Consider the following 19,895-nt stretch of genomic DNA (forward strand, 5'->3'; position numbering starts at 1 on the left):
ACCGGCTCTCCTGAATTCGAGAAGCGAAGAGCTTACTCGGCCGGCGGCGTCGCGGCGTCCGTGGTGGCATCGCCCTCGGCAGCGGCTTCGGCCTGGTCTTCCATCGCGTCCGCCTGATCTTCGGCGGTATCGGTCATCGCATCGGCTTCGGCGTCGGTGATCTGGCCGGTGTCTTCCATCGCTTCGGCCTGCTCGTTCACCATCTCGGCGTTCTGCTCGCCGGCATCCTCGGCCGCGTTCTCCTGCGCGCTGTCGCAGGCCGCGAGGCTGAGGCCCATGACGGCAACCGAAGCAACCATCGCGCTCTTGAAAATGCTCTTCATCTCAGTCTTTCCCCTTTGCTGTTGGGCGGGCCGACTTGTACACATATGTCAGCCCGGCGTGAATAGCGTTTACCTGCGGTGCCCGTCGAGCCGGTTTCGAAACAGGGCCAAGGCACCGAGGAGGATCAGCGCGCCGACGGCGGCGACCGGTATCGAGATCGCGCTGAGGCCGGACAGGATCGACCCGCGATTGCCGACGACGCCGCCGATGACGGCCCCGAGACTGCCCGCGGCCACGTTGGCCATAATGCCGCGCCCGTCCTCGATGCGCAGCACAATCGCCGCGAGCCAGCCGAGAAGCGCGCCACCCGCAAGAAAAAAGATCAAACCCATGATGTTATCGTTTGCGAACCATCCTGCCCGATACAATCCGGGGCGGCTGCGAAACGTTCCGGTCCTTGCGACCGGCCGAGCAGGATAGTTGCACCCGGGCAACTATCCCCCGAGACCGATCAGCCCAAAGTGAGCCAGGCGATCGCGCCCAAGCCGAGCACGATCCGGTACCAGGCGAAGGGTGCGAAGCCGTGCCGGCTGACGTAGGCGACGAACGCCCGGATCACGACGAGCGCGACCAGGAAGGCGGCGAGGAATCCGAGCGCGATCTCCCCCCAGCCGACGGTCGCCTCGCCCGCCAGCAGCGCGGGTTCGTCGAGGACCTTGACCGTCGCCGCGCCCAGCATCGTCGGAACCGCGAGGAAGAACGAGAACTCGGCCGCCGTCTTGCGCCCCACCCCCATGGCCAGCGCGCCGAGGATGGTTGCCGCCGAACGGCTGGTGCCCGGGATCATCGCCAGGCACTGGGCGAAGCCGACCGCGATCGCCGTCTTCCACGACAGGCCGGCCACGCCCACATCCTCGCGCACCGGGATCGTCCTCTCGAGCGCGAGAATGGCGATGCCGCCGATCACCAGGGCCACGGCCACCACCATCGGCGTGCCGAGCATGACGTCGATCGCATCCTTGGCCAGCAGTCCGATCACCGCCGCGGGGAGGAAGCCGAGCAGGATGTTGCGCACGAACCGCAGGGCTTCCGGTTCGAGGCGGAGAAGCCCCATGCCCATCGCCCAGAACGTCTTCCAGTACGTCACCACGACCGCGAGGATCGCACCGAGTTGGATGACGATGTTGAACTGCCGCCACTGCGCCGGATCGTAGCCGAAAAAGGCCTGCGCGAGGATCAGGTGGCCGGTCGAGGAGACGGGGAGGAACTCGGTCAGTCCTTCGAGGATGCCGAGCAGGATCGCGGTAAGAGTAAGGCTCATTACGCCCGGGTCATGGCGATGGCGCGCGGCGTGTCAAACGCAAATCGGCCGCCGCGCACAAAAAAAGCCCCCGACCGCGTGGGTCGGGGCGATTCTTGATGACGCCAATGGTGCTTACCAGATGTGCACGCGCTCCTCGGGCGGGAGGTAGAGCGCGTCGTTGGCGGTCACATTGAACGCCTCGTACCATGCATCCATCTGCCGCACCGCGCCGTTGGTGCGATACTGCTCCGGGCTATGCGGGTCGGTCCGCAGGCGCTGACGCGCGGCGTCCTCGCGCTGCTGCGAGCGCCAGACCTGCGCCCAGGCGAGGAAGAAGCGCTGGTCGCCGGTCAGGCCGTCGATCACCGGCGCTTCCTTGCCGTTCAGCGAGAGCTTGTAGGCACGGTAGGCGAGGCTGAGGCCGCCCACGTCGCCGATGTTCTCGCCCAGCGTCAGGCGTCCGTTCACGCAGGTCTCCCCGCCGTCGAGCGGGCAGAACTTGCCATACTGCTCGACCAGCGCGTTGCCGAGCTTGTCGAACGCGGCGCGGTCCGCCTCGGTCCACCAGTTGCGCAGCATGCCCGTGCCGTCGGACTTGGAGCCCTGGTCGTCGAACCCGTGACCCATCTCGTGCCCGATCACCGCGCCGATGCCGCCGTAGTTGATCGCCGGGTCGGCCGACACGTTGTAGAACGGCGGTTGCAGGATCGCAGCGGGGAACACGATCTCGTTCTTCGTGGGGTTGTAATAGGCGTTCACCGTCTGCGGCAGCATGCCCCATTCGGTGCGATCGATCGGACCGCCGAGCTTGGAGAGCATGTCGTTCCACTGCCACTCGGCCGCGGCGATGCGGTTGGCGAGCGGCGTGCCGGCGCCGATCGCGAGGCCCGGATAAGTCTCCAGGTTCTCGCGGTAGCCGATCTTGGGGTCGAAGCTGTCGAGCTTGGCGACGGCTTCCTGCTTGGTCGCCGCACTCATCCAGGCGTTCTCTTCGATGCTGATCGCCAGCGCCTTGCGCAGGTTGACGACCAGATCTTCCATCGCCGCCTTGTTCTCCGGCGGGAAGTAGCGCTCGACGTAGGAGGCGCCGACGAGTTCGCCGAGCAGGCCCTCGGTTTCCGCGGTCGCCCGCTTCCAGCGCGCGCGCTGCTCGGGCGTGCCGGTGAGCGTCTTGCCGTAGAAGGCGAAGTCCGCTTCGTCGATCGCGCTCGGGAGAACCGCCGCGTTGCCGGCGAGGAATTCCTTGACCGTCCACGCCTGCAGCACCTCGACCGGCGTTTTCGCCAGGAGCGCGAGCATCGCGGGCGTGCCGCCGCCGATCTTGGCGAGGGTATCGTCGGTCAGGCCGAGTGCGGTCGCTTCCTGGTCCGTCGGCGGCAGGTCGTAGACGACAAAGCGGTCGGTTTCGCCGAAGCCGCTCGCATCGAGCATCGCGGCCAGTGGGAAGCCGCCCGCAAGATCGCCGAGTTCGGCGGGAGTCACGGCGTTGTAAGTCAGGTCACGGTTGCGGCGCGTGGCGCGATCCCAGGCGATATTGCGCGCAACCGCGTCTTCGAGCGCGTAGACCTGCTGCGCTGTCGCGGCGGGATCGGCATAGCCGGCCTGCTGGAACAGGAAGGCGAGATATTCGCGGTACTTGGCCTGGATCTCGCGGCCCTTCTCGGTCTCGTCGAGATAGTAGTCGCGGTCGGGCAGGCCGAGGCCGCCGGAAGCGACGTAGACCGAATAACGCGTCGGTTCCTTGGCATCGACCGTCACGAAGCCGCCCACGGGCGAGGAGTAGCCGGGCGTGCCCCACAGCGTCGCCAGCTCCGCCAGAGTCGCGGCGTTCTCGATCCGGTCGAGGTAAGGCTTGGCCGGCGCGAGCCCGGCGGCATCGATCGCGGCGGTGTCGAGGAACGCGTTGTAGGCATCGACGATGCGCTTCTCGTCAGCCGAAAGGCTTGCCGGATCCTTCGCCACGAGTTCGTCGACCAGCGTCTTCACGTCGCTCGTCGATTTCTCGCGCAGCAGGTTGAACGCGCCGAAGCGCGAGAACTCGGGCGGCAGCGGATTGGCTTCGAGCCACTTCTCGTTCGCGTAGGCGAAGAAGTCGTCGCCCGGATCGACGGTCTTGTCGAGGTAGGCGGGATCGAAGCCCCACTCGCCGAAGCTCATCGTCGGCAGCGGGGTTTCCTCCGCCTTGGCGGCGGGCGCCGCAGCGCCGGCATCCTGCGCCAGCACCGGAACGGCAAGGGTCAAGGCGAGAGCGCTGGCCCCCGCGGCAAGCATGGTGCGGATCATCGTGGAATTCTCCCGGAAATTTTCAGTCAGCCCCAAGGATGCAGAGATCCCCTGCCTCCAGCATAGGCCACGGCGCGCATGCAGCGTCGCCGTTCGTCGGTTTCAGTTGCAACTTCATAGATTGCCGCGGCTGTGCCTCGGCTGAACGCAGGGCTCGCACGAGTGTCAGGCGGCTTCGCTGGGGGCGAACTGGAGCGCGGCGAGTCGGCTGTAGAGCCCGCCCGCCTCCGTCAACCGCGCATGCGTGCCCTGCTCGACGATCCGGCCCTCGTCCATCACCACGATCCGGTCGGCGGCGCGCACGGTGGCGAGGCGGTGGGCGATCACGAGCGTCGTGCGCTCCGCCATCAGCCGGTCGAGCGCCTGCTGCACTAGCCGCTCGCTCTCCGCATCGAGCGCACTGGTCGCCTCGTCGAGCAGCAGGATCGGCGCGTCGCGTAGCAGCGCGCGGGCGATGGCGAGGCGCTGCTGCTGCCCGCCGGAAAGCCGCGTGCCGCTCTCGCCGAGATAAGTGTCGAGCCCTTCGGGAAGCTCGCGCAGGAAGCGCTCGGCATTGGCCGCGCGGGCCGCTTCCCAGATGTCCTCGTCGCTCGCATCCCAGGCACCGTAGCGCAGGTTGTCGCGGGCGTTGGCTGAGAACAGCACGCCGTCCTGCGGAACGAGGGCAATGCGCTTGCGTATCTCGGCCGGATCGGCGCTGGTGAGCGGCACGCCGTCGAGCCGGATCGTGCCCGCCTGCGGATCGTAGAACCGCTCTGCGAGCTGGAATACGGTCGACTTGCCCGCGCCCGAAGGCCCGACCAGCGCGACGGTTTCGCCCGGCTCGATCTCGAGCGTGAATTCCTTGAGCGCCGGGGTTTCGAGCCGCGTCGGATAGCGGAAGGACACGCCGCGGAACGAGAGGCTGCCGCGCGGCGGCTCGGGCAGCGCGAGCGGGCGCGCCGGCGGGGCGATCGCGGGCTTTTCTTCCAGCAGTTCCTCGAGCCGGCTGGCGGCGCCCGCGCCGCGCAGGAGCTCGCCGTAGACTTCGGTCAGCGCGCCGAAGGCTCCCGCGACCAGAATGCCGGTAATGACGAAGGCGGCGATCGTGCCGCCGCTGATCTCGCCGCTCGTCACCGCGATCGCGCCGCGCCACATGACCAGCGTGATCGCGCCGAAGACGACGAAGATGATCGTCGCGGTCATCACCGCGCGCAGCAGGATGCGGCGTTTCGCGGTGGCGAAAGTGCGTTCCACGGCGACGGCGAAGCGCTCGCCTTCGCGCTTTTCCTGATTGAACGCCTGGACGATCTTCATCGCTGCGAGCACTTCCGCGATCATCGCCCCGACGTCGGCGATCCGGTCCTGGCTCGAGCGCGAGACGTTGCGGATGCGGCGGCCGAAGAACATGATCGGCAGGATCACGACCGGAATGCCGATCACCAGCCCCACGGTGAGCTGCGGCGCCAACCAGAACAGATAGGCCGTGCCGCCGACTGCCATCAGCGCGTTGCGCAGCGCGGTCGAGATTGTCGTGCCGACCACCTGCTCGATCAGCGCGGTGTCGGCCGTCATCCGGCTGGCGATCTCCTTCGGGCTGTTCTCCTCGTAGAAGCCGGGCGCGAGGCGCAGCAGGTTGTTCTGCACTTTCAGCCGGATGTCGGCGACCACGCGCTCGCCGAGCCAGCTTACGAAGTAGAACCGCAGCGCCGTGCCGATCGCCAGTACGCCGACGATCACAAGCAGGTACTGGAACCAGCGGGCGATGTCGCCGGGGTCGCCTTGCGCGAAGCCGCGGTCGATGATGAGCTTGAAGCCGTTGGGGATCGCAAGCGTCGCCGCGGCGGTGATCACCAAGGCGACGAGCGCCAGCGCCACGCGGCCGGGGTAGCTCGCCGCCTCGCGAAAGATCATCTTGAGCGGGCCGAGCGTGCGTGCGGGCTTGGTTTCCCCTTCGATCGCCGTGCTGCGACTGAAAAAGCCGCGGCGCGCGGGGCGCGCTTCGGGTTGGGGGGTGTCCGCGTCCATGCGGGGCAGGTAGCGATGCGGCGCGGCAAAATCCACTCATCCGCACACGCCGCAGGCACGAAAGCGCAAATGATGCGTTGCACAATGCCACGCGACCCGTCAGTGTGCAGTGCACAATCGACCACGACAGCCGTCCGCGGCGGACGCTCGGCAAGGGAAGAACGCGACTTGCTCTATCACGCCTACGAACTGCAGCGCGCCTGGCTCAGCGGCGCGAGCGCGCTCGCCTCGATCGGTGCCGAAGCGCTGTCGAACCCTTATCTGCCGGTGGGCTACATGGGTTTCGGCCAAGTGGGCGCCAGCGCGCTGGAAGTCTTCGCTCATGCCGCAGCCCCGCGCGGCAAGCCCGCGTTCGGGATCGACTTCGTCGAGGTAGCCGGTGAACCTTGCGCGGTCGAGGAAGCCACGGTGGTCAACCGCCCGTTCGGCGATCTCAAGCGCTTCACCCGCGAAGGGCTGCCTGCCGATGCGCCGAAGCTGCTGATCGTGGCGCCGATGAGCGGACACTACGCCACGCTGCTGCGCGGCACCGTGCGGCGCATGGTCGAGAGCTGCGAGGTCTACGTGACCGACTGGGCCGACGCGAAGACGGTGCCATTGTCGGAAGGCCGCTTCGATCTCGACGACTACATCGACTATCTGATCGAATTTCTCGAGCATATCGGTCCGGGAACGAACATGATGGCGGTCTGCCAGCCATCGGTGCCCGCGCTCGCGGCCACGGCGATCATGGGGGCGGACAAGCACCCGTGCCGCCCGGCGACGCTGACCATGATGGGCGGACCGATCGACACGCGCGAGAGCCCGACCACGGTCAACGATGTCGCGATGGACCGTCCGATCGAATGGTTCCGCAACACCGTGATCGCCACCGTGCCGATGCAGCATCGCGGCGCGGGGCGGCGGGTCTATCCGGGCTTCCTTCAGCTCGCTGGGTTCATGAGCATGAACCTCGGTCAGCATATCCTCAGCCACTACGAGATGTTCAAGCATCTGACGGTGGGCGACGAGGACAGCGCGCAGGCGACCAAGGATTTCTACGACGAATACCGCTCGGTCTGCGACATGACCGCGGAATTCTACCTCCAGACGGTGGAGGAGGTATTCCAAGAGCATTCGCTGGCGAAGGGCGCCTTCGTCCATCGCGGCAAAGCCGTCGACCCCGGCGCAATCCGCGACACTGCGCTGCTCGCGATCGAAGGCGAGCGGGACGATATCTCGGGCATTGGCCAGACCCGTGCCGCGCTCACGCTGGCCACGGGCCTCGCGAAGACGAAGAAGCAGTACCTGCTGGCGGAGGGGGCCGGGCACTACGGCATCTTCAACGGCAGCCGCTGGCGCACGAAGATCGCCCCGGCAGTCGAAGCCTTCATGGCGCGGCACGGCAAGGCGGCTGCGAAAATGGCAGCCTGAGCAACAAATCCTCCCCATTCGCGCCATGGGAAAAATGGGAGGATCAGGCGCCTAGCCCGACGCGTTTCTCTGCCCGAAGAGCCGCCGCACCATCCGGCGCGCCAGCAGCAGGAGCCACGCCGTCAGCGCCAGCAGCACCAGCGCGATCGCTCCGGCCACGTAAGGATACTCGTAGGCCGCCCAGAGGAGGCCCGCGGTCGCGACGTCCTCCACGGCCGACACGGCGACGTTGCTCACCGGCTCCGGGCTGGTGTTGACCATTCCGCGTGCGCCGGCCTTGCCGGCATGCGCCGCGAAGGCCGCGCTGCCGCCGAGGAGGAAGGCAATCACTTGCGTCGCCGGGTCGGACGGATCGACGATCGCCAGCGCCAGCAGCGCGCCGCCGACGGGGCGCACGAAGGTGTGCACCGCATCCCACGCCGAATCGAGCCACATGACCTTGTCGGCGAAGAATTCGCACAGCGCCGCAACGGCTGCGATACCCATGACCCACGGGTTCTCGAGCACGGCGAGACTCGCCAGGTGCTCGGGCACCGGGATCGCGTCGAGCCGCATGGCGAGCCCGGTGGCGAAGACGCACAGATAGAGCCGCCATCCGGCAAGCAGGCTGACGCTGCCCGCGATGCCGATGATCTCCATCACGCCCATCGCACTCTCCTCCGCTGCGAGAATGCGCCGCATTGGCGCGCGCCGCAAGCGTTAGGGTCAGGACCTTGACCTTAGCGTGCGTTGCCGACCACTTGCATTTCGTCGATACCGCAGCGGAAATCGTGCGCACGCGTGTCGGCGATCTCGCGCGCGACGCGGTTCGCATCGGGCGTTTCGCCTGCGATCTGCGCCACGCGGCAGCCCGGCTTGCCCGCCCGCCCGATCTTCTCGACTCCGATCACCGTACGCCCGTCGCTTTGGGGCGCGACGTCGCGGTAGCGGAAGATCACTGCGAACGGCGACCCGTCCTTCATGCGCCACTCCAGCCGCTCGCCAAGCTCGTTGAAGGCGCCGATGGTCGTGAACTCCTCGCCATCAACGCCGGCGTCGATGTCGAGCCGCCCGTCGCCGAGATGGACGAAGATCGGGACGCCGGCGCGGCCGGAGCATGCGTAGTCGACGCTCGCGCCCTCGCTCGATTCGCCGGTTACACGGCAGGCTTCGAGGTCGAAGGCGGTGTAGGCGGACGAGTAGCCGCCCGCATTGATGGGTTCTTCGGCCGCAGGATCGGGCGTCGGCTCCGCGGCCGAAGTTCCGGCGTCCTGCGCATCGGGCGAGGGGTGCGCCTCGACCGGCTCACGCTCCGGGGCTTCCTGCGAGCACCCGGCGAGCGGCAGCGCGGCTGCCAGCCATAGCCAAACGAACGGGCGGCGCATGCGGTTCTCCTTCGGTACGAGGCACGAAGAAGAACGCACGAGCCGCCCGCCCGTTCAAATATCGATGAATCAGAGGACTTCGAACATCCCCGCAGCACCCATGCCGCCGCCGACGCACATGGTCACGACGACATACTTCGCGCCGCGCCGCTTGCCTTCGATCAGCGCGTGGCCGACGCAGCGCGCGCCGGTCATGCCGTAGGGGTGGCCGATCGAGATCGAGCCGCCGTTGACGTTGAGCAGTTCGTTCGGGATGCCGAGTTCCTCGCGGCAGTGGATCACCTGCACCGCGAACGCCTCGTTCAGTTCCCACAGGCCGACGTCCTCGAGCTTGATGCCGGTCCGCTCGAGCAGCTTGGGGATCGCGAAGATCGGGCCGATGCCCATCTCGTCGGGCTCGGTGCCCGCTACCGCCATGCCGACATAGCGGCCGAGCGGGGTGAGGCCGCGCTTCTCGGCGAGCTTCGCCTCCATCAGCACGCTGGCCGAGGAGCCGTCGCTGAGCTGGCTCGCGTTGCCTGCAGTGATCGTGGTGCCCAGCCCCATGACCGGCTGCAGCGCGGACAGACCTTCGAGGGTGGTCTCGGGCCGGTTGCCCTCGTCCTTGGCGATGGTGACTTCCTTGTCGGAAACCTCGCCCGTTTCCTTGTTCGTCACCTTCATCGTCGTGGTGACGGGCACGATCTCGTCGTCGAACTTGCCCGCGGCCTGCGCGGCTGCCGTGCGCTGCTGCGACTGCAGGGCGTATTCGTCCTGCGCCTCGCGGCTGATGCCGTAGCGCTGCGCGACCGTTTCGGCGGTCTGGAGCATCGGCATGTAGATCGCGCCGTGCATGTTGATCAGCTCGGGATCGGGCATCACGCGCATTTCCTTGGTCTGCACGAGGCTGATCGATTCCTGTCCGCCGGCGGCGACCACATCCATGTTGTCGATCATGATCTGCTTGGCCGCTGTGGCGATCGACATCAGGCCGGACGAGCACTGCCGGTCGATCGTCATGCCTGAAGTGCCAATCGGGCACCCGGCGCGCAGCGCGACCTGGCGCGCGAGGTTGCCGGATTGCGTGCCCTGCTGGAGCGCCGAGCCCCAGAGCACGTCATCGATCTCGCCCGGCTCGATTCCGGCCCGCTCGATCGCGGGCGCAAGCGAATAGGAGCCGAGCGTGGCGCCCCTGGTGTCGTTGAACCCGCCCTTGTAGGCGCGGCCGATGGCGGTGCGGGCGGTGGATACGATGACTGCGTCGCGTGACATGGAAAAACTCCTTCGAAAATCAGGCCCGCCCTTCAGGGAGCGGATCGGGAGAGGCCTTGCACCACCGCTAGCGGCACCCGCCTTCTCCTTCCCTCCCCAAATGGGGGGTGGTCGTTCAGACGAAAAGCTGCGTGATCCATTCGGCGATGAGGGCAGGCTTCTCCTCGCCTTCGATCTCGATCGTGATCTCGTGCGTCTGCTGCCACTGGCCCGGGCGCTTCTCGACCATTTCGAGCAGCTTCCAGTGGCCGCGGATGCGCTTGCCCGAGCGGACGGGATTGATGAAGCGCGTCTTGTTGCCGCCGTAGTTGACGCCCATCTTCACGCCCTCCGGCCGCGGCAGCTCCGACTTGGCGCTGAGGTAGGGGATCATCGACAGGGTCAGGAAGCCGTGTGCGATCGTGCCGCCGAAGGGCGTCATCTTCGCCTTTTCCTCGTCTACATGGATGAACTGGTGGTCGCCCGTCGCATCGGCGAACTTGTTGATCCGTTCTTGGCTCATTTCGACCCATTCGCTGGTGCCGATCTGCTGGCCGACCTTTTCTGCGATTTCCTGCGGGGTCACTGCGCCTCTCCTTTGCCGCGGTTTTGACTTGAAACCGCGGCTTCATGGCGCATCGTCAGGGCTAGCGCAACGCGCCCGCGCCTGCCGCTACGGCATCGCCGGAGGGCGCGGGCACGACGGGCGGCCAGCGCAAGCGGCGCGCCTCTCGCCCCTGCGAATCAAGCCGTTTGCAGTAGGACCAGAGGCCGATCTGGAGGCCGATCAGCATGAGCACGAACGGCTGATAGGCGATGCCCTGGAACAGCGACCCGACGAGGTAGATGATCTGCGCCACCTGCAGCGCACTGGCGAGCGGTGCCTGCCATTGCTCGGCCGCGCCGGTCCGCCCGCGCCACCGGCGACGAATCCGCTCCATCTGCCACAGACCGAGCACATGGATCCAAAGCCACAGTGCAAGGCCCGGCCAGCCCTGTTCGCCTAGCACTTCGAATATCGCGGAATGATAGGCCCGCGCTTTGTCGACGACGTCCCTGTACTCGATCGCGGTCGTATTGCCCTGCGTCACCAGCACCGGCATCTTGTAGGCGAAGCTGTTGCCCCGATAGGCGTCGAACCCGCCACCGAAGGGATTCTCGGTGGCATAGTCGAACGTCCATTGCCAAACGGCGACCCGGGTCGAGGCAGACTGGTCCTGATCGTGGCTGCCGATCGTCGACATCCGCTCGTAGTAGCTCTGCGGCAGGAAGGGCAGAGCCATCAGCCCCAACGCCGCACCCGCGGCAAGGAAGGTGAGACGGCGCTTCACGTCGCGCAGGGCGACCACCGCCAATACCGCGATGCACAGCAGCCCGGTGCGCGCCTCCGTCCCCACCGGGATCAGCAGACAGGCGAAGATCAGTGCGTAGCCGAACGCCTTCACCCGCCAGTCGGGAGGAAACACCGTGCCGTGGCGGATGAACCAGACGATTAGCGGAATGATCGCGATCGCCACCGTCGCCAGCGTCGAGCTCTCGTACATCCCGCTATTGTCGTTGACGAAGAAATAGAGCGAGGCATAGCCGCCGCCGCCCAGCGCGGTCTTCAGGCCCGCGCTGATGATGATCGCGCCCGCGGTAAGCACCATGATCAGCGCCATGCCCTCGATTCTGAGGCGGGTGGTGAGCGTCAGCGGAAGGAAGATCGCGAAGACCAGCGCTTTCCACACCCAGTCCCACTTCTCCAGCGCCTCGACCGGAAAATCGGCCGTCTTGGTGGTCCAGAAACAGTAGAGCAGCAGCGCGGACAGCAGGAACTGGCGGAAAGTGAAGCGCACGTCCTTCTTGCTGTCGGTCAGCAGCCATCCGGCAAAGGCGGCGCAGAAGGCGATCAGCGAAATCGGCAGCGCCGAGGTGATCGACCAGCCGATCTTCTGCGGCGCAAGAATGTCGATGTAGCAGTAGGCAAGCACCCACAGGAACGGGCGGCGCAGGCCGATCGCGAAGAACGCCATGACGAAGCCGAACAGCGCGAGGTCAAGCATCGGACGCCTGCCCGGCATCGCCGTTGTCGCCGCGCACATCCTCGAAAGCCGGATCGCGGTCGGTCGCGTCGCGCCCGGCGAGCCGCAGCAGCGCGAGCGCGATCAGCGCGTGGATCAGGCCGAGGGCGAAGTAGTCGATCAAACCGGAAAAGTGCTTTCGATTGGCGCGCGTCGATGCCGACTAGCACCCGCCGGTTGACGCCCCGTTAAGCTTGCTGTGGCACCAGCCGCTGCCATGACCCGGGTGCTGCACGTTCTCGACCACTCGCTGCCGCTGCACAGCGGCTACACCTTCCGCACGCGCGCCATCCTGAAGAGCCAGGAGGCGGCCGGACTGGAGGTGCGCGGCGTTACAGGCTTGCGCCATGCGGCGGACGGGCCGGGAGTGGAGACGGTGGACGGGCTCACCTTCCATCGCACCTCCGGTTCGGCGTCGGGGCCGGCGGGCTGGCGCGAATGGCGCGAGATCGCGCGTTTCGCGGACTCGATCGAGCGAGTCGTCCGGGAATGGGAGCCCGACGTGCTTCACGCACATTCACCGGCACTGTGCGGTGCCGCGGCGATGAAGGTGGCGCGCCGCCATGGCATCCCACTGGTCTACGAAATCCGCGCCTTCTGGGAAGATGCGGCGGTCGGCAACGGCACCGGACGCGAAGGCTCGCTCAAGTACTGGCTGACACGCACGCTGGAGAACCGCGTCGTCGCAGGTGCGGACGCGGTGTTCACGATTTGCTGGGGCTTGAAGGACGACCTTGTGGTGCGCGGCTTCGCGCCCGGAAAAATTGACCTCTCGCCCAACGGGGTCGATCTGGCGCTGTTCGGTAAACCCGTCGCTCGCGACGAAGTTCTCGCTCAAGAGCTGGGTCTCGGGAGCGGCCCGGTGATCGGCTTTATCGGCAGCTTCTACGACTACGAGGGGTTGGATGATCTGATTGCTGCCATGCCCCTTCTGCGCGCGGAGGTACCGGGTGCGCAGCTCCTCCTGGTCGGCGGCGGACCGATGGACGACGCGCTGCGCGCGCAGGCCCAGGCAAGCCCGGCACGCGAGGCGATTCGCTTCACCGGCCGGGTGCCGCACAAGGCGGTCGAACGATACTATTCGCTGATCGACGTGCTCGCCTACCCGCGCAAGCGCAGCCGGTTGACCGATCTCGTGACGCCGCTGAAGCCGCTCGAGGCCATGGCGCAGCGCCGGCTGGTCGCGGCCTCCGACGTGGGCGGCCACCGCGAACTGATCGCGGACGGGGAGACGGGCGCACTGTTCGCCGCCGACGATCCGGCAGCCTGCGCGGCGGGGTTGGCGAAGCTGCTGCGAAGCCAGGGCGCATGGGATGCGCTGCGCGAGCGGGCACGATCTCACGTCGCGGAGCACCATGACTGGGCACGCAACGTTCGTCGTTATCAAGACGTTTACCATCGCGTGCTAGCCCGCTTGCCGAATGAGGCAATGCCCGCCGCTGCATGAGGCGCGCAGTGCCCGGACAACGGGGAAGAACGAAGTGGCAGCCACGCACATCGGCACGACCGCCAGCAAGCCGCCGATCAGCCAGCATCCGGCGTTTCCTGCCATCGTGGCGCTATGGTTCGCCGCGCTGCTCGGCATCGGCAGCCTCGTCCTGCCTGTCACCCTGTTCGAGAGCTTCGTAATCGCGACGGGCCTGCACACGGTCGTTCCCGCTGCGGAACCCCCGCTGGGGATCGCCGCGCGCATCCTGATCGCGCTGGTCGGCGCGGGCCTAGGCGCCCTTGCGGGACTCTACATCGCACGCAAGGTTGCCGCGGCTCAGGCCGCGCCGCGCTTCGTCCCCGCCCCCGTGCGGCGCGAGCCGACGAGCACGCGCCCCGCCAAGCGCCCGATCTCGGCGCATGAGGAGCTCGGGGCCGACGGCTTCGACGAACCGGTCGAGGATCTGCGCTCCGCGCCTATCCCCGGGCGCCGCCGCGCGCTTTCGCTGACCGAGGAGAGCGGGCCGAGCGAACTGCTAGACTACGCGCCGCTGCCAGGTGCGGATGCCGAGATCGTGATGCGCCCCGCGGAGGAGTCGGCGGCGCTCGAAGACGAGACGCTCGATCTCACCGCGTTTGTGGACCACTCGCCTGCACAGGTCGAGGAACCCGAAACCGCGCGTCCGACGGAAACGTCGGTGCATGGATCCGACGAAGACCCTGTGGTCGCGCCGGCGCCGGTCGCGGCCGAGCAGGTGCGTCGCTTCGACGTGCCGCCCGCCTTCGACGTGCCGGAAATCGACCCGATCGACGTGCCGCTCGCCGCGGAAGCACCCGTCGATGCCCTGCGCGATGAACTTGGCCTTGCGGCGGCGCCCGCACCGTTCGGCGACCCTTTGATGGCGGCCGAGAGCGATGCAGGCGAGTCGTTCCCCGTGCCGGCTAGCGGACCCATCGGCGCGAAAGACCGGCCGCTGCAAGAGCTGTCCATCGCCGAGCTGGTCGACCGATTCGCGATCTCGCTTCAGCGCGCGGCCGAACGGGCCGAGACGGAACTTCCCGCCGCCGAGATGCCGGCCCGCTACGTGCCCGATCTCGGTGTAGAGGCGGTGGAAGCGCCACGCCTTGACGCGAAGCTTGCGCCGGAACCGGCGCCGCCGGCCTGCGCCGAAGAGGCTGCCCCAACGCCCGATAGCGTTGCACCGGGGGGAGCGGTCCCTGCCGCGCTGCGCCCGCTCGCGCTGGACGACGAGTTCGTCGATGAGGAGGACGACGATCTCGCGCTGACGTTGTCCCTATCGCCCGACGCGCGCCCGTTTGCTTCGCCGACCTCAGAGGTCATGGGGAAGGGCGACGAAAGCGACGACGCGCCTGCCGAAGCGGCATACAGCTCGCTGCTCAGCATCCGTCGGCCAGAGCGCGAGCGCGAGTTCGTACGCATCGAAGAGGATCTGGATGACGGCGCGGACGAGGCATTCGAGCCCGTGGTGGTCTTTCCCGGTCAGGAGGAGCGCCGTGTCGCGCCAGCGCCGGCGCCGCTCATGGCGCCGGAGCGCCCCTTCGACGCGCCCCGCAGCCTCCGTGCAGCGCCGCCGGCAGGCGAGATGCCGCCGGTCGATCAGGCCCAGGCCGAACGCGCCCTGCGCGAGGCGCTGCACAAGCTTCAGCGGCTGAGCGGCGCGGCCTGAGCGCCGCCGCGCACTTTTGCGCGCGCAAGAATTACTAATACCTATGCGCTGCCTTCGCAGTTGCAAAAATCCGTTCGTATCGTCATGAAGCGCCTTCGCGATAATTTTCGTGCGCGATTGCGCGCCACGGAAAGCGCTTCATTGCCGGAGCGTGGGGGAGGCACGCGCTTCGGCACCTGACACGACGAGGTTTCTGGATGGGATTTCCCACGCCGACAGGTCTGTATGATCCACGCAACGAACATGATTCGTGCGGCGTCGGTTTCGTAGCGCATATCAGAGGCCAGAGAAGTCACGCGATCGTCGCGCAGGCGCTCGAGATTCTTGCCAACCTCGACCATCGCGGCGCGGTCGGCGCCGACCCGCTTCTGGGCGACGGCGCGGGTATCCTGCTTCAGGTTCCCGATCCACTGTTCCGCGACTGGGCGGCGGAGGCGGGCCGCGACCTGCCCGCCGCTGGCGACTATGCGGTCGCGCAATGCTTTCTGCCGCAGGACGAAGAGGCGCGCGCTTTCGTCGCCGAACAGCTCGAAAAGTTCGTCGCCAAGGAAGGCCAGCGTCTGGTCGGCTGGCGCGACGTGCCGGTCACGCTCGACGGGCTCGGCAAGGCGGTCGTGGAATCGATGCCGGTCATGCGCCAGTGCGTGGTCGCGCGCGGCGACAACTGCGCCGATCGCGACGCATTCGAGCGCAAACTGATCGTCATCCGCAAGCAGACGCTCAATCCGCTTGCGAAGCTGGCCGAGAAGCACGGGATGCCCGCGCTGACGCAGACTTACATCCCGAGCTTTTCCAGTCGCACGATCGTCTACAAGGGTCTGCTGCTCGCCAACCAGGTCGGCAGCTTCTACGACGATCTACGTGATCCCCGCTGCGTCTCCGCCCTGGGCCTCGTGCACCAGCGCTTCTCGACCAACACCTTCCCGAGCTGGCGCCTCGCCCACCCGTACCGCTTCATGGCGCACAACGGCGAGATCAACACCGTCCGCGGCAACGTGAACTGGATGGAAGCGCGCCGGCGGACGATGGAGAGCGAACTGCTCGGCGCCGATCTCGACAAGATGTGGCCGCTGATCCCGCACGGCCAGTCGGACACCGCCTGCCTCGACAATGCGCTCGAACTGTTGCTCGCCGGCGGTTACAGCCTCGCCCATGCGATGATGATGCTCATGCCCGAAGCATGGGCCAAGAACCCGCTGATGGAGCCGGCCCGGCGCGCGTTTTACGAGTACCATGCCGCACTGATGGAGCCGTGGGACGGGCCGGCCGCGGTCGCCTTCACCGACGGGCGTCAGATCGGCGCAACGCTCGACCGCAACGGCCTGAGGCCGGCGCGGTACTGCGTGACCAAGGACGATCTCGTCTGCCTCGCCTCTGAAAGCGGCGTGCTGCCGTTCGCGGAAGCGGACATCGTGCGCAAGTGGCGTCTCCAGCCGGGCAAGATGCTGCTGATCGACCTCGAACAGGGCCGCATCGTCGAGGACGCCGAGCTCAAGGCCGAGCTCGCCGCCGCGCACCCCTACGAGAAGTGGCTCGAGCAGACGCAGTACAAGCTGGAGGATCTCGACATGATCGAGCCCGAGCTTGCTGCGATCCCCGACCACACGACCGCACTGCTCGAACGCCAGCAGGCCTTCGGCTATACGCAGGAGGACATTGCCCGCTTCCTCGAGCCGATGGCGCTGACCGGCGACGATCCGATCGGCTCGATGGGCACCGACACGCCGCTCGCCGTGCTCAGCCAGCGGCCGCGGCTGCTCTACGACTATTTCAAGCAGAACTTCGCGCAGGTCACCAACCCGCCGATCGACCCGATCCGCGAGGAACTGGTGATGAGCCTGCTGTCGATGGTCGGCCCGCGCCCCAACCTGCTCGGCCGCGAGGCGGGCACGCACAAGCGGCTCGAAGTCAGCCAGCCGATTCTCACCAACGAGGATCTCGCCAAGATCCGCTCGGTCGAGGCCGCCCTCGACGGAGCCTTCCGCACGCACACGCTCGACGTGACCTGGGATGCACACAGCGGCGCAGACGGGCTCGAAATGGCGCTCAAGGAGCTCTGCTGGGCCGCGACCGAGGCGGTGCTGCTCGATCACAACATCCTGATCCTATCGGACCGCGCGCAGGGATCGGACCGCATTCCCATCCCCGCGCTGCTCGCCACGGCGGCGGTTCATCACCACCTCGTGCGCCAGGGCCTCAGGATGCAGACCGGCCTGGTGGTCGAGACTGGCGAAGCGCGCGAGGTGCATCACTACTGCGTGCTCGCCGGCTACGGTGCCGAGGCGATCAACCCCTACGTCGCATTCGAGACGATCGAGGCGTTGCGCGCCGAGCGCTTCCCCGAGATCGCGCCGGCGGACGCGCGCCGGAACTACATCAAGGCGGTCGGCAAGGGCATGCTCAAGGTCATGTCAAAGATGGGCATCTCGACCTATCAGTCCTACTGCGGGGCGCAGATCTTCGATGCGGTCGGCCTGTCGAGCGCCTTCATAGATAAGTACTTCACCGGCACGGCGACGACCATCGAAGGCATCGGCCTTGCCGAAGTGGCGGAAGAGGCGGTCCGCCGCCACGCGCTCGCGCATGGCGACAACCCGCTCTACCGCGGCATGCTCGATGCGGGCGGCATCTACCAGTACCGCCTGCGCGGCGAGGACCACGCCTGGACGCCGGGCAGTGTCGCCAGCCTGCAGCACGCAGTCCGCGGCAACTCGCGCGAGCGCTACGAGGAGTTCGCGCGGGAGATCAACGAGCAGTCCGAACGGCTGCTGACGATCCGCGGGCTGATGGACCTGAAGCCGGCCGAGACCCCGGTGCCGATCGAGGAGGTCGAACCGGCGAGTGAGATCGTCAAGCGCTTCAGCACCGGCGCGATGAGCTTCGGCTCGATCAGCCGCGAGGCGCACACCACGCTCGCGATCGCGATGAACCGGATCGGTGGCCGCTCCAACACCGGGGAAGGCGGCGAGGAACCCGATCGCTTCACGCCGATGGACAATGGCGATTCGATGCGCAGCCGCATCAAGCAGGTCGCCTCGGGCCGCTTCGGGGTGACCACCGAGTACCTCGTCAATTCCGACGACATCCAGATCAAGATGGCCCAGGGCGCCAAGCCCGGCGAGGGCGGTCAGCTCCCCGGCCACAAGGTCGACAAGACGATCGGCGCGGTGCGCCACTCGACCCCCGGCGTCGGCCTGATCAGCCCGCCGCCGCATCACGACATCTATTCGATCGAGGATCTCGCGCAGCTCATCCACGATCTCAAGAACGTGCAGCCGAGCGCGCGCATCTCGGTCAAGCTGGTGAGCGAGGTCGGGGTCGGCACCGTCGCCGCCGGCGTGTCCAAGAGCAAGGCCGACCACGTCACCATTTCCGGCTACGAAGGCGGCACCGGCGCTTCGCCGCTGACCAGCCTGACGCACGCCGGCTCTCCGTGGGAGATCGGCCTGGCCGAGACGCAGCAGACGTTGCTGCTCAACGACTTGCGCAGCCGGATCGCGGTGCAGGTCGACGGCGGGCTGCGCACCGGGCGCGACGTCGCGATCGGGGCGCTGCTCGGCGCCGACGAGTTCGGCTTCGCCACGGCGCCGCTGATTGCCGCCGGCTGCATCATGATGCGCAAGTGCCATCTCAACACCTGCCCGGTCGGCGTCGCGACGCAGGATCCAGAGCTGAGGAAGCGCTTCACCGGCACGCCCGAGCACGTGATCAACTACTTCTTCTTCGTCGCCGAGGAACTGCGCCAGATCATGGCCGACATGGGCTTCCGCACGATCGAGGAGATGATCGGCCGCGTCGACAGGATCGACACGCGCCGGGTGAAACGCCACTGGAAGGCGCACGGCGTCGATCTGTCCCGCGTGCTCCAGGTGGCCGCGCCCCAGGGTGGCGGCGCGCTGCATCACACGCAGGTGCAGGAGCACGGCCTCGCCGCCGCGATGGACAATGAGGTGATCGAAGCCTGCCGCTCCGCGATCAGCAGCGGCGCGCCGATCCAGCTCGAGCGCGAGATCCGCAACGTCAACCGCACGTTCGGCGCGATGCTCTCGGGCGAGATCGCCCGCCGCCACGGGCACGCCGGCCTCAAGCCGGAGACGATCCGCATCAACCTGGCCGGTGTTGCCGGCCAGAGCTTCGGCGCGTGGCTCGCACACGGGGTCACGCTGGATTTGACGGGCGATGCCAACGACTACGTCGGCAAGGGCCTGTCGGGCGGCCGCATCATCGTGCGCCAGCCGGCCCATGTCGCACGCGATCCGGGCGAGAACATCATCGTCGGCAATACCGTGCTCTACGGCGCGATCTCGGGCGAGGCCTACTTCGCAGGCGTCGCGGGCGAGCGCTTCGCGGTGCGCAATTCGGGCGCGGTCGCCGTGGTCGAGGGCACCGGCGATCACGGTTGCGAATACATGACCGGCGGCGTTGTCTGCGTACTCGGCCGCACCGGGCGCAACTTCGCCGCCGGAATGAGCGGCGGCGTGGCCTACGTCTATGACGAAGACGGCGACTTCGAGCACCTGTGCAACCCGGCGCAGGTCGATCTGCTACCAGTGCCGGCCGCACCCGATGCCGAGGAAGGCACGGGCCGTCCGCAGCAGCGCGCCCGCTCGGTCCACGACCTCGGCATGGGCGACATGCTGCGCCACGACGCGGAGCGCCTGCGCATCCTCGTCGAGCGGCACAAGCTGCACACCGGCTCGGCCAAGGCCGCGGCGCTGCTCGAGAATTGGGATGTGGCGCTGACACGCTTCGTCAAAGTCATGCCGCGCGATTACGCTCGCGCGCTCGAGCAGCTCGAAAGCGAGCGGATCGAGGCCGAAAGCGTGGCAGCGGAATGATGCGGCACGCTCTC

At 67.3% G+C, this 19,895-nt stretch carries 15 protein-coding genes; 4 read left to right on the forward strand and 11 right to left on the reverse strand.

Features of this window, described 5'->3' with window-relative positions:
• Positions 1 to 32 precede the first annotated feature (32 nt).
• The 5 genes from AC3A5N_RS10630 to AC3A5N_RS10650 form a co-directional block, all read right to left on the reverse strand.
• Positions 33 to 323 carry a hypothetical protein gene (locus tag AC3A5N_RS10630; RefSeq protein WP_487737295.1) on the reverse strand — a complete coding sequence of 97 codons (291 nt, stop codon included), beginning with the start codon at positions 321 to 323 and terminating at the stop codon, positions 33 to 35.
• A gap of 69 nt (positions 324 to 392) precedes the next feature.
• Entirely contained in the window at positions 393 to 656 is a 264-nt protein-coding gene (locus AC3A5N_RS10635) for a GlsB/YeaQ/YmgE family stress response membrane protein (RefSeq protein WP_487737296.1), read from the reverse strand.
• A gap of 119 nt (positions 657 to 775) precedes the next feature.
• Positions 776 to 1,585, reverse strand: coding sequence for an undecaprenyl-diphosphate phosphatase (locus AC3A5N_RS10640; protein ID WP_487737297.1), 810 nt, complete (start codon positions 1,583 to 1,585; stop codon positions 776 to 778).
• Positions 1,586 to 1,699: 114 nt separating this feature from the next.
• Positions 1,700 to 3,850, reverse strand: coding sequence for a M13 family metallopeptidase (locus AC3A5N_RS10645; protein WP_487737298.1), 2,151 nt, complete (start codon positions 3,848 to 3,850; stop codon positions 1,700 to 1,702).
• A 165-nt stretch (positions 3,851 to 4,015) separates the two neighbouring features.
• Positions 4,016 to 5,857: an ABC transporter transmembrane domain-containing protein gene (locus AC3A5N_RS10650; protein ID WP_487737299.1), complete on the reverse strand. Its 1,842-nt coding sequence runs from the start codon at positions 5,855 to 5,857 to the stop codon at positions 4,016 to 4,018.
• Positions 5,858 to 6,025: 168 nt separating this feature from the next.
• On the opposite strand from AC3A5N_RS10650, the gene AC3A5N_RS10655 reads away from it, so the two are divergent.
• Positions 6,026 to 7,270 carry a polyhydroxyalkanoate depolymerase gene (locus AC3A5N_RS10655; RefSeq protein WP_487737300.1) on the forward strand — a complete coding sequence of 415 codons (1,245 nt, stop codon included), beginning with the start codon at positions 6,026 to 6,028 and terminating at the stop codon, positions 7,268 to 7,270.
• A 51-nt stretch (positions 7,271 to 7,321) separates the two neighbouring features.
• Here AC3A5N_RS10655 and AC3A5N_RS10660 read toward each other — a convergent pair whose 3' ends face one another.
• The 6 genes from AC3A5N_RS10660 to AC3A5N_RS10685 all read right to left on the reverse strand — a co-directional run bounded on the left by AC3A5N_RS10660 (position 7,322) and on the right by AC3A5N_RS10685 (position 12,051).
• Positions 7,322 to 7,918 (reverse strand): DUF4126 domain-containing protein, encoded by a 597-nt coding sequence (locus tag AC3A5N_RS10660; RefSeq protein WP_487737468.1) that lies wholly within the window; start codon positions 7,916 to 7,918, stop codon positions 7,322 to 7,324.
• 71 nt (positions 7,919 to 7,989) lie between these two features.
• Positions 7,990 to 8,634: a hypothetical protein gene (locus tag AC3A5N_RS10665; protein ID WP_487737301.1), complete on the reverse strand. Its 645-nt coding sequence runs from the start codon at positions 8,632 to 8,634 to the stop codon at positions 7,990 to 7,992.
• Between the two features lie 69 nt (positions 8,635 to 8,703).
• A complete protein-coding gene (locus tag AC3A5N_RS10670) occupies positions 8,704 to 9,885 on the reverse strand; it encodes an acetyl-CoA C-acyltransferase (RefSeq protein WP_487737302.1) in 1,182 nt (393 codons plus the stop codon).
• A gap of 115 nt (positions 9,886 to 10,000) precedes the next feature.
• On the reverse strand, positions 10,001 to 10,450 hold the full coding sequence (locus tag AC3A5N_RS10675; RefSeq protein WP_487737303.1) for a MaoC family dehydratase: 450 nt from the start codon (positions 10,448 to 10,450) through the stop codon (positions 10,001 to 10,003).
• 61 nt (positions 10,451 to 10,511) lie between these two features.
• Positions 10,512 to 11,909, reverse strand: coding sequence for a DUF5935 domain-containing protein (locus AC3A5N_RS10680; protein WP_487737304.1), 1,398 nt, complete (start codon positions 11,907 to 11,909; stop codon positions 10,512 to 10,514).
• Positions 11,902 to 12,051, reverse strand: coding sequence for a hypothetical protein (locus AC3A5N_RS10685; RefSeq protein ID WP_487737305.1), 150 nt, complete (start codon positions 12,049 to 12,051; stop codon positions 11,902 to 11,904). The genes AC3A5N_RS10680 and AC3A5N_RS10685 overlap by 8 nt, the downstream gene beginning before the upstream one ends.
• Positions 12,052 to 12,144: 93 nt before the next feature.
• On the opposite strand from AC3A5N_RS10685, the gene AC3A5N_RS10690 reads away from it, so the two are divergent.
• From AC3A5N_RS10690 to gltB, 3 genes are all read left to right on the forward strand, one after another.
• On the forward strand, positions 12,145 to 13,374 hold the full coding sequence (locus AC3A5N_RS10690; protein WP_487737306.1) for a TIGR04063 family PEP-CTERM/XrtA system glycosyltransferase: 1,230 nt from the start codon (positions 12,145 to 12,147) through the stop codon (positions 13,372 to 13,374).
• Between the two features lie 34 nt (positions 13,375 to 13,408).
• Entirely contained in the window at positions 13,409 to 15,043 is a 1,635-nt protein-coding gene (locus AC3A5N_RS10695; protein ID WP_487737307.1) for a hypothetical protein, read from the forward strand.
• A gap of 197 nt (positions 15,044 to 15,240) precedes the next feature.
• Positions 15,241 to 19,881 (forward strand): glutamate synthase large subunit, encoded by a 4,641-nt coding sequence (gene gltB, locus AC3A5N_RS10700; protein ID WP_487737308.1) that lies wholly within the window; start codon positions 15,241 to 15,243, stop codon positions 19,879 to 19,881.
• Positions 19,882 to 19,895 lie beyond the last annotated feature (14 nt).

The organism is Pelagerythrobacter sp. Soil_C_18 (assembly GCF_057657235.1).